This is a genomic window from Okeania sp. KiyG1, assembly GCF_014132355.1.
Taxonomy (GTDB): domain Bacteria; phylum Cyanobacteriota; class Cyanobacteriia; order Cyanobacteriales; family Microcoleaceae; genus Okeania.
In genome coordinates this window covers 1-12,678 of record NZ_BLZO01000195.1, presented here as the reverse complement: position 1 = coordinate 12,678, position 12,678 = coordinate 1, and the positions used below count along the sequence as shown (strand labels likewise).

Sequence of the window (12,678 nt, the reverse complement as noted above, 5' to 3'; positions counted from 1 at the left end):
TATCGGCATCTGACTTATCTGGCAAAAAGGTACTTATGCGGGCGGACTTTAATGTGCCTGTTGATAATGGTAGTATTACAGATGATACTAGGATTCGGGCAGCTCTTCCCACAATTCAAGATTTAATTGGCAAAGGTGCAAAAGTTATCTTGACTAGCCATTTTGGACGTCCAAAGGGAAAAGTAAATGAGGATATGCGTCTGACTCTTGTGGGAGAAAGACTCTCTGAAGTATTGGGTAAGGAAGTTAAAAAGTGTGACGACTGTATTGGTGAGAATGTAACTTCTACTGTAGCAGCGATGCAAGATGGAGATGTAGTTTTGCTGGAGAATGTTCGCTTCTACCCTGGAGAGGAGAAAAATGACCCAGAGTTTGCCAAGCAACTTGCTTCTGTGGCGGATGTATATGTGAATGATGCTTTTGGAACTGCTCACCGTGCTCATGCTTCCACTGAGGGTGTGACTAAATATTTGAGTCCTTCTGTAGGTGGTTATTTAATTGAAAAGGAATTGAAATTCCTCCAAGGTGCAATTGATAATCCTCAAAAACCTTTAGCTGCTATTATTGGTGGTTCTAAGGTTTCTAGTAAAATTGGTGTGATTGATGCTTTATTGGATAAGTGCGATAAGTTGCTGTTGGGTGGTGGCATGATTTTCACTTTCTACAAAGCTCGTGGTTTAAGTGTGGGTAAGTCTTTGGTTGAAGACGATAAGTTGGAATTGGCTAAGTCTCTGGAAGCTAAGGCAAAAGAGAAAGGTGTGGAGATGTTGTTGCCTACTGATGTAGTTGTAGCTGATAAGTTTGATCCAGAAGCTAATACTCAAACTGTTAGTGTTGAAGCTATTCCTGATGGTTGGATGGGTTTGGATATCGGTCCTGACTCGGCGAAGGTTTTCCAAGATGCTTTGGGTGATTGCAAAACTGTGATTTGGAACGGTCCGATGGGTGTGTTTGAGATGGAGAAGTTTGCTAAGGGTACTGAAGCGATCGCACACACTCTTGCGGGTAAGCAGGATGCTATTACTATTATTGGTGGTGGAGACTCTGTTGCTGCTGTAGAACAGTTGAATTTGGGTGAGAAAATGAGTCATATTTCTACTGGTGGTGGTGCTAGTTTGGAATTATTGGAAGGTAAGGAATTACCAGGTATTGTTGCTTTAGACGAAGCATAAATTGCTTTAAACGAACTCGGTAGGTGCTTCTCTGTTTTACACTTTAAAATAGGGAAGCATTTTACATTTTTGAAGAAGTTAAATATAGCATTTCTCATAAAGATGAAGTACATTGACGATCCCCCTAAATCCCCCTTAAAAAGGGGGACTTTTGTTGGCTCCCCCCTTTTTAAGCAGTTCCCCCCTTACTAATGAAGTACATTGACGATCCCCCTAAATCCCCCTTAAAAAGGGGGACTTTTGTTGGTTCCCCCCTTACTAAGGGGGGTTAGGGGGGATCTGAGGGCGGGGGGATCTAAAACTGTATCTCATAAATTAGAGAAGTGCTATATATTAATTTTTCTATTTGTTTCAATTAGACTTAAAAAGTTTATGGAAAAGTCATTTGTTTCTTATATTCGTCAAGCAATAGCAATTATATACCAAACTTACTTATTTCAATATCCTGAGTTGAAAGCTCCTGAAAATACTCCAGAGGGATTAAAACTCACTGCTCATAATCAGCATATACCTTTACTATAATTTTGATAACTGATAACTGATAACTGATAACTGAATTCACCCTTCTCCTTGACAAACAAAACCTGCCCAATAATAAGGATGATTAAAGGGTTTTTCGCCTCCTATTAATTCTTGAGCTTCCTCTACTAAATCATAAATTTTCTGATAGTTATCAGCTATTTTCTTCTTTTCTTCATATTCTGTATTTCTTGGAGTTTCTGGAGTTTCTTCTGTATTTCCTAGAGTTTCTGGAGTTTCTGGAGTTTCTGGCGAGCAAGATGCTCGCACTGGATGATTTTCTTCAAACTCTTCTAATACTGCTTCTGCATTTTCTTCTTTGACTGGCGAGCAAGATGCTCGCACTGGATGATTTCCTTCAAACTCTTCTAATACCGCTTCTGCATTTTCCTCTTTGACTGGCGAGCAAGATGCTCGCACTGGATGATTTTCTTCAAACTCTTCTAATACCGCTTCTGCATTTTCCTCTTTGACTGGCGAGCAAGATGCTCGCACTGGATGATTTTCTTCAAACTCTTCTAATACTGCTTCTGCATTTTCCTCTTTGACTGGCGAGCAAGATGCTCGCACTGGATGATTTCTTTCAAACTCTTCTAATACTGCTTCTGCATTTTCTTCTTTGACTGGCGAGCAAGATGCTCGCACTGGATGATTTCCTTCAAACTCTTCTAATACTGCCTCTGCATCGTCCAAACTCTCCTCCGCTTTTGCCAATGTTAACTCTTTCAACTCCATCTGTGCTTGCCATAACGCATCTGCACTCGGAATACCTTGGGCGCGGTTGCGGTGGTAAAAATATGATAAAATTGTCGTTGCTAGATCGTTCACTGACCACAAACTACTAATAACATTGGACGCTCCTGCTGATAAAAAAGCGGCGCTGAGGGTAAAAATATCGTCCGTTAATTCTGAATTTCCTAACGCCGTTTCACAACAGGAGAGAAATAAATCTCCTAACTGCGGGAAACGAATGCTGGCATTCAGCAACTCTCCTAATGTTAAGTCCGTATCTCCTAGCAATAACTTTGATTCTAATGGTTCCGTTAAATTAGACTTGGCGTGGTGACTGGAGAGTAAACCTAATACTTTCTCTCTCGTCAACAACTGTTTATACTTAGCTTTGGTTGCCTCTTTGCTGCCTTTGAGATGGTGTTCGCGGGCGACCCCATAAATTTGTGCTACTAATTGGCATTCTTTGGGGGTGTATGGTAGATCGTCCCTGGTATTTTCGACTATACCGTAACGTGGCAAATTTGCCTCTCGGTTTTGGGGTTGTTGCCGACAAAATGTTAATACCTGGGTGCTGGGTGCTATTCTCACCCGGAATTTATCCCCTAAATATTCGCCGTTGTCTAGGGGTAATGCTGGTAAGGGAATTTGATGCAGATACATAAACGGCACCAGAATAATTTCTTTGATGTCGGTGAGTTTTTCTATGAGTTGGTTTATTTGCAGTCTGTCTGCTAATTCTTTTAAAATTCCCTCCATTTTGTCTTGCCATTGTTTGTATGACTTGTGTTTCTGTTGTTTGCGCGATGTGTCAAAGTCGGAAAAACTGATTTCTGTGGTGGTGCCATCTTTGAGGTTAAGTATGACATTCGATGGTTTGGGGTTAATTGACTCAATGGTATCAATATCGCACTTGGCTAAATTTGCTGCTGCTTGACGTTCTGCTGAATTATCTATTCGGGAGTAAGGTGTCAACCAATTATCCCGTAACCACTGTTGCAAATTATTTAAACCTTGCTCTTGACAACGGTGCAATTTTACCCCTGCTTGAGTGAGGATAAAAACATAAGTGTCATTTCTGGTGGTGTAGAAACTCAGCAAAGCAACATCATCTTTCCCCCCCCTTTCAAAGGGGGGTTGGGGGGGATTTTTCCGGGGATTAAACAACTCCTTCATCTCCTCCACACTAACCCTCGGCGCTTGTTTACCTTCAGCTAAAACCGGGTCTAACAGACGCATCTTTTGCCAAATTTCCCGTTTTTCCCCCATCAACTTTTGAATTTCCCCCGTAATATCATCCCACAGATCGCGGGTGACATGACGACTTGCTCCAACCATTTCCTGCTTATCTTCTGGCGTCTGTAACTGCCGACGTAAAATGTCAATATCTCTTTGTTTCTCTTCCATTTCTACTTCTAACTTGCGGATATCTTCAGGCACTTCCCCATTTTTGTATAAATCTTTGGTGAGAATTAAATCTAGTAAGCGACGACAGCGGAATCTTTCTACAGTTTCTAAAGCTTTGTCATATTGTTCGGCATTAATGCAAACTTGAATCATATTTTCATAGACAAATAGGTTTTTACGCAAGATTTCTTGACGAGCTATTTCGTCGGGTATCCAATCTCGACTTTGCTCGATGGCCGTAATGGCAATTTCATAGTTATTGATGGCGAGTTGATAGTTTTTTTGTTTTAAGGCAAAGTTGGCTAAGTTACGGGCAGTTGTTAAACAGAGTTTTGGTAAAGCATCTGGTTTAGCAACTCTCAAAGCAGCTTGTAAGCATGCAATAGAAAATTCTATATTATCGGCACTATTACCTCTAATTATGTCACTGTAGGCAAGACCTAAGTTGTTTTGAGTTATTGCCCAGTCTAGAGGGTAGGCAGATTCGGTAAATAATCTTAAAGCAGCTTTGGAGCAGGTAATAGCAGATTCTATATTGTCGGCTTTAATACCTTTGATTCTATTACTGTATGCAACAGCTAGGTTGCTTTGAGCTTTGGCAAAATATTGACGACAGGTGGATTCGTTACAAGTCAATACTCTCAAGGCATCTTGGTAGCAGGTAATGGCACTTTCTATGTTGTCAGATGTGTTGCCTTCGATTCTGTAAGTGTAGGCATTGCCTAGGTTGATTTTAGTCCGTGCCCATTCTTCGGGATAGGCGGATTTGGTTCTCACTCTTAAAGCCTCTTTGCAACACGCAATGGCACTTTCTATGTTGTCAGATGTGTTGCCTTCGGTTCTGTAAGTGTAGGCAATAGCCAGGTTGTTTTGAGTCGATGCCCATTCTTCAGGATAGATAGATTTGGTTAACACTCTCAATGCATCTTTGCAACAGGCAATAGCAGTTTCTACGTTGTCAGATGTGTTGCCTTTGATTCTAATTCTGTAGGCTTCACCTAGGTTGCTTTTAGTCAGTGCCCATTGTTTGGGAACGGTGGATTCGGTTAACACTCTCAATGCAGTTTCATAGTAAGCAATAGCAGTTTCTATGTTATCGGCTGTATTTCCTTTGGTTCTTTTATAGTATGCAGCAGCTAGGTTATTTTGAGTTTTTGCCCATTGTTCGGAATGGTTAGATTCGGTTAGCACTTTCAAAGCACTTTTGGAGAATTTAATGGCAGATTCTATATTGTCAGATGTGTTGCCTTCGATTCTGTGATTGTAGGCATTACCTAGGTTGTTTTGAATCTGTGCCCATTGTTCTGGATAGGCAGATTCAGTTAACACTTTCAATGCAGCTTGATAGTAGGTAATAGCAGATTCTATATTGTCAGATGTGTTGCCTTCGATTCGGTGATTGTAGGCATTACCTAGGTTGTTTTGAGTCTGTGCCGATTTTTCCGTGTTTTCCTGACAATGGCTAAGAACGAAAAGATATCCGGCGATCGCTATTTCTATTTGTGCTTTTCTGTCGCCCCATGGAAATTCACAAATATGAATACTCAGGTTTTTGATTAATGCAAGAGTAATTTCAATATGTTCGGGGAGGATAGTAATTAGGTGAAATGCGTATTCTGGGAGAATGTAGGCTAGGTTTTCGTCGAGGAGGTTTCGGTTGTTTTCTAGGATGTAGTAGACAATGCTTTTATCTGCTTTACCGTAATAAAATTCTAGTTCTGCTTGTTGTAGTTGTTGAATTAGTTGTGTGTATTCTGTTAAGCATTGTTCGTTCATTTTTAGTTATTGGTTAGTTGCTATTTGTACATTAAAAGTTTTGATATTTTAACGGTCAGCCCTAACTATTGGACAATAGTAAATAACATCAATAATCGCCAAACACAGCGATTGCTCTTATTGCAGAGCAATAACTAGCTGAAACTGCTGTAACTATTGGACAATAGATAAATAGAACATTAATCTTTGAAATAAAAAGGCTGAAACCTTCACAGGTAAAAGTTTTGATATTTTAACGGTCGGCCCTAACTATTGGACAATAGTAAATAGAACATCAATAATCGCCAAACAGAGCGATATAGCTGCCGCTAGGCTCCGCCAACGCTCTTATTGCAGAAAAATAACTATTGGACAATAGTAAATAGAACATCAATAATCGCCAAACAGAGCGATATAGCTGCCGCTAGGCTCCGCCAACGCTCTTATTGCAGAAAAATAACTATTGGACAATAGTAAATAGAACATCAATAAATCGCCAAACAGAGCGATATAGCTGCCGCTAGGCTCCGCCAACGCTCTTATTGCAAAAAAATAACTATTGGACAATAGTAAATCAATAATCGCGAAATTCATTGGTCCAATTATTAATTTTCAAATTGTAGAACATTCAAAATTCAGTTATCAGTAGTAGTAGGTTGGGTTAAGCGGCAGCGCAACCCAACAACGAGGGTTTCCTGAGTTTACTAGAGTTGGGTTTATCCTACGGATAAGCTGCGTAACAATACCTAAACCCAACCTACTTCTGGAGAAGTCTAATTATTGATAGTTTTCTCTAGCTGCAATTAAAACCTCTAGATAGAGGCGATCGCTTACTCGAAAATTGGCTTCCTGGATTAGATTATCAATTATCGGTCGAATTTCAGTCACCAACCCCCGTTGCTTGGCAACGAGAAGAATGCCCAATAACCCAGTAATAGTTAGCCCTAGACGAACTGCTTCTCTGCGCCCCAAGCGTTCGTCAATCAGCAATTCTTCTGCTTTAAGTTCTTGAGCAAGAGCTATTGCTTCAGACTCTCCCCGGTCTAAATTAGATTCAGTTTGTAAGGTTTCAACCAGTTGGATATTGGTAGGTTGACAGACTTTAATCCAATCTTGGGATAAAACTTGGGTGATTCGCGGATCGTCTTCACCACCTCGCTTTAGTTCATCTGCCACAGCAGGAGGAATCAACACCTGTCCATAAATTTGTTGCAGCAACGGCAAATGTCCCACTATTACTAACCCATTGAGGGGAGATGTGTCGCTCACAACAATCATAACCACCCCTTCGCAGTCAAATGCTGAATATCCTCCTGTAATTCCGGAACATCATAATGGATGCAAATACCACGGTCAGCAATTAACCGTTGAAAACGAACCTGTGAGATATTCAACAATTCTGCTGCTTTTCCCAAACTAATCTTTTCCTGCTGAAACAGCAACAAAACAATTTCTAATAAAAGTTCGTCTTCTGACATTCCACTCGCTTTGATAATTTCATCGGAAATAATCATACTCATTTTTTTTTAGTTATCAGTTATCAGTAGTTTATCCCCCCTAACCCCCCTTGGAAAGGGGGGAACTAGACTGGAGAGAGGCGATCGCTAATTTCTGCCTCAAATTATCCGTGCATCCGTGGCCAAATCCGTGTCTAGCCTCTTCTTGCTCTTGCTGCAATTAAAACCTCTAGATAGAGGCGATCGCTTAGTCGATCCCCCCTAACCCCCCTTGGAAAGGGGGGAACTGGACTGGAGAGAGGCGATCGCTAACCTCTGCCCCAAATTATCCGTGTATCCGTGGCCAAATCAGTGTCTAGCCCCAAATCTCTTTCAATTTACCCAAAAGCTGTTTAGCCAACTTTTGAGTAGTACGCGACACCGACTTACTTTCTGCCACAATTTCCCCCACCTCATCTCTGGTAGCAACAGCCATTCTTTCCTCAACAACCTTACCCACCGCAGGCAAGTCACCCGCCAAAACCTTTCCTCCTTTACCGCGCCAGTTACCGCCATCATCAGGATATTGACGATAAATTACCTCCAATGCTGCCGCCATCAAACCCAAAGATTTTTCCCGGGTTTCTGCCTCCACAACATTACGAAATTCCACAGCTAAAGGGTCATCACTCAACAGAAAATCCCTACCCGCTTCCAACTGCATTAAATAATCCAATAAATTTTCAGCAGGTTGTAACATTTCCAGAGAAACATAACCATCAGATTCAGTTAAATCACTCAAACAAACAAATCCTAAAATCTCCCCAAAATCCAAATATTCATCAAAACCAACTGCCACATAAACCAGTCGATTTTCTCTGACAAATTCAGGAATAAAAAAGCTAGTTTCTCCCGGTAAAACCCGACGAAATTCTATTACTCCCAAATCGGGAATAATGACATCTGCCACATCCTCAGCCATCCGCAAAACAGGATTAAAACTGTCAGCATTCTCTAAATTTGTGTCAAAATCTAAGCCATCGAGAAAATTCTGCCCAATATGTACAGCCAGAGTATTAAGATAAACTTCTTTTGCTCGTTTTTGGCTAATTTGTTGTTTGGCAAATTGTTCAGCCAGAGCGTGATTTTTTGGAGATAAAGGAACTCTAAAAATCAATGATTCAGTGATACTATTCACAACTACACCTCGTAATTTTTGGTTGACAATTAATTTTAAAAATGGTATGAAGGTTGATTACATGAAAGATTTATAGCATTTCTCAAATTAGTGAACTACAGCTCTGGAGATCCCCCCTAACCCCCCTTGAGAAGGGGGGAACTGGAAGTCCCCCTTTTTAAGGGGGATTTAGGGGGATCATTGATGTAGCTCACCAGGCTGAAAACTGCTATATTTTTATGAATATTAATTCCCCCAAGCCCAATTCCCTGATTCAATATTATTTTCTGCAATAATTTGATTAATACATTTGAGACATTTATTCTGCCAATTTCGACTAATATTAGATTGATGAACACCTAACTTTTCAGCAATTTCTGCTTGAGTGTAACCTTGATATTTCAGCAGTAAAATTTCAAAGCAATCAACCTTTTTAGAACAGTTGCGCAACTTATCTATAGAACCACCAGAAATAGGTAACTTATCTATATCTTCCTGAGACATATCCCCCAGATTAAAACTATCCAAATCATTCAAATTTTTGTGGTCTGGAACTTCCTCACCCACAGTTTTATATTCTTGACCATCACTATCATTTTTAGGCTGGTCTAAACTAATAATAACTTGCTCATCAACTTGACCTTTTTGTTTCAATTTACGACATAAAGTACAAGCTGTATTGTAGTGGGAACGATTAAAGTAACCAATAAATAGATTACCAAGCTTCTCATTAGAAATATCATCTAGTCGGTCAATAGTAATTTGATTTTTCCGACAAAAAGCAAGAATAATTTTGTCAAACTTTAAGAGTGTTTCCTGTAAGGAATTATCATAAAACTCATTCGAGTCATCAAAATTAGTCTGAGAAAAACTCCTCCTAACTACCATACCAATTTTCGGATGTCGCCAGAGCCATCTTGACAACTTCTCCTTAGCTCTGTTGTAAGTATCAGATTCATCACTAAGTAAATCCTTGAATAACTGAATTATGTTTTCCGGTTTTCGATCCATTAGCTGTTGTTGTTGACTCTTTAATGGTGCCTTTGTCATATTAATACTGAAATTTAAGGACAAATAAGGACAAAAAAAAGAAAATATCGGGTTAGCAATTTTTCTGCGTGCCTCTATTTACTACATCTACTATTCCATGCAAAAAAATGCAGTTTGGAAAAAATCTAAAATCTAATTCATAAATTGTCAATTATTTCTCCCTGTTCCCTCTTTTTTGAAGATATCTATTACAAATCAATACTTTTGACTTTTAACTTCCGCGTAGCGACACTAGAATATTAACCATTGAATTATATACAGTACCACTGGAAATAGAAAATTATCAAATTGAATATATTCGTCAAACCAAGAGTTCAATTTATTTTCTATAAAAATATTGACGAATGTTTTTACCCCCGCCTCCAACAAACTTCCCCAATTAAACGAATTACTATAGTTACTACTACTATAACTAGAGGAATTAGCCGAACTAATATGTTGATATACCTCTACTAAAAAGTGATCGAATCGATCGCATTCTGAAATGAGAAAATGCACTAAATTCACAAAATAAGCAAAATCAACAGAATTTATATCCACATTCTGCATCAGAGAATAAACCACCTTACCCTGAAATTTTTCCACACACCATCCACCAAGTTTGTATTCAGAATTTTTGTTAATAAAGTAGTAGAAATAATATGTGGAATCTCATCTAAACAATCAAATACAGCAGCACTAGCAACAGAAAATTTCAGAATAGAATCATATTGAGTAATATAAAGTCTTTGCACCCTGCCAGAATTCATACTAAACTCAAGCATCGCCTGTCTATCATTTAATTTAGCAATATTCCAGCCAGCTTTTGCACTATTATTTCTGACAAAAGTTTCAAAAGATTGTCGATCCATTTTGACTTCCCTCCTAATTTATTTGTTCTAGTTACTTAACTATTAGGAGGAAAGAAAATTATGCGGTGATTCAATTTTTTTTTGTTGATCAGGACTTACGCACAACCACTATAGCGCTGTGCGCAGGCAACAAGCAACAGGCAACAGGGAGAATAAAAAACGGAATTCTTTTTTCTATTGTTTACTTGGTTGTGCAGAGCGCGTAATGTGTGGGATAAGTAAGTTGGGAAAAGTGCGAATCTAATCTAAAAGCACTGATATATAAAGGTTGAGCGCATTTTGGTTGCGAAGGGGGTGCAAATATTTAAGCTTGAGCGACCAAAAAGTTAGGAAAAGATACAGGTAGAATTATTCCTCCTACTTTCGGACATCTCCCCACCCTCCCCACACTTCCCACACTTTCTTGATGCACAACCGTTTACTTCTCCCCCACTCCCCCACTCCCCCACTCCCCCACTCCCCTACTCCAAGTATATGAAAATATATGATAAGTATTCAACCGAATTTGATATTACTTCTTACTTCTTAACTTCTGCTATCAATTCGGATTTTATGAAAATTTAAGTAAACTTTTATTAATTGTAAGATATATTTTCAACTTTATAATTTTCAACAAAAGTAAGATGAAGAAATATTAAATAAAGAAATGTTAATAAAACAAGAATGTATCAACTTTATCGCTATACGGTTTGATACTCAATAGTTTTTCAACCTAGTACAAAAGTACTATCTAGTTATAAATATGGGTTTTTACTGAGACTTTTATGAAGATGGAATGAAGATATAAGTAATTTTGATGAAGATTCAATGAAGATTCAAGGAAAACGCGTTTTTCCTCTTGCAGTTTCCGGAAAAAGCAAAATAAGATGAGATCAAATCAAGCAAAAGCAAATTTTTGGAGTGCGATCTAATCATGCTAAAAATACTTTATTAACTGTTGCTGCCACTATCGCTGTAGTTGCTTCCTCCTCTCTACCTGCTGTCGCAGTAAATTGTCCACCCGGAGAGATACCCAGAGATGATGGCTTTGGTTGTGAACCTGCACCAGTTAGAGTTCCCGAACCAACAAGTATACTAGGAATTATAGCTGTTGGTGGATTAATTGGCAAAAAAGCCTTTGATGCTCAAAAAGTTTGCAAATAAATTAATGTTCTGATTGTCTCAGCGATCGGTAAATGCAGAGAACTCATTTGGAATATTGTCCATAACCTTTACATAGAAAGGATTAAGGATAAATAATCAATTTGATATCTTGATGAGTTCGATCTTTACAGTAGAGCATAAATTTAAAAAATGCGGTTTGCTTGACCGTCAATGCCTGTGGATGAGTAACCGCCGACGGTAGAGACGTTGCATGCAACGTCCGTACAGCAGGAAGTAAACAGCCTCCTAGGTCGGAGCTACGCTATCAATTTGTCACTGTTTGTGATTTATTGTATCAGTGTTATCAAGCAGAACTATAGACTCGAATATAGTTCATATAGCTGTCATAGAGTTATTGGGAAATCAAATTTTAAACAGCTTAAAAGCAAACTATATAAGGCTTTTGATTCCTTGAGTACTACTAAAAACTCTATAAACTTTGGTCGTTCAGAGTTTTAGCAACTTTTACCTTAATTGACGATAAATCTAATATAGAATCCGATAGAACAGTTATCATTGCCAGGTTTAGGAGGCAATCTCAAAATTTTAGAGATTGCTTCACTTCCTTCCACTGCATTTTCGTAGCAATGACTTACAGTAACTAATTATTCAGATTCGATCTCAAATCCTATATTTTAGGAATTCTGAAAAAGCGTTGAGCAGTTCGGCGTTTAGCAGTCAGCTTTGCGCGAATGAATGCTTACCCTAAAATTAAACGACTTGCTAGAAGTCGGGGGTTTCAACCCAAGCTTTGAGCGCGCTCAAAGCTGTTAGTTCCGCATTCCGATACGGAAATGCTGGAATGTTGATCGCTAGTTAAAGAGAAGCATTTACTTGTTTGGTCTGATTTACTTGTTTGGTCTCATTCTCAGGAAAAGAGAATCAAACTGAGGTTTCTACATCAAAAATATTACCTTGAAGAAGGAGTCAGGAGTCAGGAGGGAAAATTGCATGGGGATTCTAACCCCAAACAATTTTGATCGCTGCGGGCGACGGTGGGGTATTAAACCTGCAAAGAAAAGATACATCACCTAATACCAAATCTTTTTATTAATATAGCAGTCAGCAGTCAGCGGTCAGGATGATTGACTTTTTTTGACCAATAAATAAGGTCTCAAGCCTCCCCTTTCAAGGGGATGAAAAAGCGGTCGTAGCGGAGCTTCCCGTAGGGTGGGATGGCGAGGTCCCCTCGCCATATCCAATCGACCAAGAGAAAATTAATTCAGTATTTCAAGCCTCCTACTTCAGTAGGAGGTACTGATAACTGTTAACGCAGTTCCTCCGGAGGAGGCTAACTGATAACTGAAATGACCTCCTCGTTGGGAATTTCAACCCCGACTCAAGCATCCGGCACATTAGTTGCCGGGGTATAAACCCAAGGTCAAAAAGCTGAAGCGCTGTTTGCGCCAGCATTCCGGCACGGAAAGTGCTGAAGTGCT

Annotated in this window: 10 protein-coding genes; 3 read left to right on the top strand and 7 right to left on the bottom strand. The window is 39.2% G+C overall.

Annotated features, from left to right (window positions below):
- The coding region (locus tag SAGCYANO_RS42975; RefSeq protein ID WP_202225600.1) for a phosphoglycerate kinase at positions 1–1,172 on the top strand (1,172 nt) is incomplete at its 5' end.
- Positions 1,173–1,544: 372 nt separating this feature from the next.
- Complete coding sequence (locus SAGCYANO_RS42970; protein WP_202225599.1) at positions 1,545–1,694, top strand: hypothetical protein; 150 nt, start codon at positions 1,545–1,547, stop codon at positions 1,692–1,694.
- Between the two features lie 36 nt (positions 1,695–1,730).
- Here SAGCYANO_RS42970 and SAGCYANO_RS42965 read toward each other — a convergent pair whose 3' ends face one another.
- The 7 genes from SAGCYANO_RS42965 to SAGCYANO_RS42930 form a co-directional block, all read right to left on the bottom strand.
- The gene (locus SAGCYANO_RS42965; protein WP_202225598.1) at positions 1,731–5,603 is read right to left on the bottom strand and encodes a CHAT domain-containing protein; all 3,873 of its coding nucleotides are present in this window, start codon (positions 5,601–5,603) and stop codon (positions 1,731–1,733) included.
- Between the two features lie 756 nt (positions 5,604–6,359).
- Entirely contained in the window at positions 6,360–6,860 is a 501-nt protein-coding gene (locus SAGCYANO_RS42955; RefSeq protein WP_202225596.1) for a DUF3368 domain-containing protein, read from the bottom strand.
- Positions 6,857–7,102 carry a UPF0175 family protein gene (locus SAGCYANO_RS42950; protein WP_202225595.1) on the bottom strand — a complete coding sequence of 82 codons (246 nt, stop codon included), beginning with the start codon at positions 7,100–7,102 and terminating at the stop codon, positions 6,857–6,859. Before SAGCYANO_RS42950 ends, SAGCYANO_RS42955 begins: the two co-directional genes overlap by 4 nt.
- Before the next feature lie 292 nt (positions 7,103–7,394).
- Entirely contained in the window at positions 7,395–8,216 is an 822-nt protein-coding gene (locus SAGCYANO_RS42945; RefSeq protein WP_202225594.1) for a DUF1822 family protein, read from the bottom strand.
- A 225-nt stretch (positions 8,217–8,441) separates the two neighbouring features.
- Positions 8,442–9,245 (bottom strand): RNA polymerase sigma factor, encoded by an 804-nt coding sequence (locus SAGCYANO_RS42940; protein WP_237397259.1) that lies wholly within the window; start codon positions 9,243–9,245, stop codon positions 8,442–8,444.
- Between the two features lie 231 nt (positions 9,246–9,476).
- Positions 9,477–9,830, bottom strand: a complete 354-nt coding sequence (locus tag SAGCYANO_RS42935; RefSeq protein WP_202225592.1) for a hypothetical protein — start codon at positions 9,828–9,830, stop codon at positions 9,477–9,479.
- Positions 9,794–10,096 carry a hypothetical protein gene (locus tag SAGCYANO_RS42930; protein ID WP_202225591.1) on the bottom strand — a complete coding sequence of 101 codons (303 nt, stop codon included), beginning with the start codon at positions 10,094–10,096 and terminating at the stop codon, positions 9,794–9,796. Before SAGCYANO_RS42930 ends, SAGCYANO_RS42935 begins: the two co-directional genes overlap by 37 nt.
- Before the next feature lie 900 nt (positions 10,097–10,996).
- Between SAGCYANO_RS42930 and SAGCYANO_RS42925 the strand changes: the two genes are divergently transcribed.
- A complete protein-coding gene (locus tag SAGCYANO_RS42925; protein WP_202225590.1) occupies positions 10,997–11,239 on the top strand; it encodes a PEP-CTERM sorting domain-containing protein in 243 nt (80 codons plus the stop codon).
- The last annotated feature ends 1,439 nt before the right edge of the window (positions 11,240–12,678 follow it).

What these genes read in the sequence shown, in the direction of transcription:
- SAGCYANO_RS42950 (WP_202225595.1), bottom strand. Translation starts at nt 7,102, where the DNA reads ATGAGTATGATTATTTCCGATGAAATTATCAAAGCGAGTGGAATGTCA.
- SAGCYANO_RS42965 (WP_202225598.1), bottom strand. Translation starts at nt 5,603, where the DNA reads ATGAACGAACAATGCTTAACAGAATACACACAACTAATTCAACAACTA.
- SAGCYANO_RS42955 (WP_202225596.1), bottom strand. Translation starts at nt 6,860, where the DNA reads ATGATTGTTGTGAGCGACACATCTCCCCTCAATGGGTTAGTAATAGTG.
- SAGCYANO_RS42940 (WP_237397259.1), bottom strand. Translation starts at nt 9,245, where the DNA reads ATGACAAAGGCACCATTAAAGAGTCAACAACAACAGCTAATGGATCGA.
- SAGCYANO_RS42970 (WP_202225599.1), top strand. Translation starts at nt 1,545, where the DNA reads ATGGAAAAGTCATTTGTTTCTTATATTCGTCAAGCAATAGCAATTATA.
- SAGCYANO_RS42930 (WP_202225591.1), bottom strand. Translation starts at nt 10,096, where the DNA reads ATGGATCGACAATCTTTTGAAACTTTTGTCAGAAATAATAGTGCAAAA.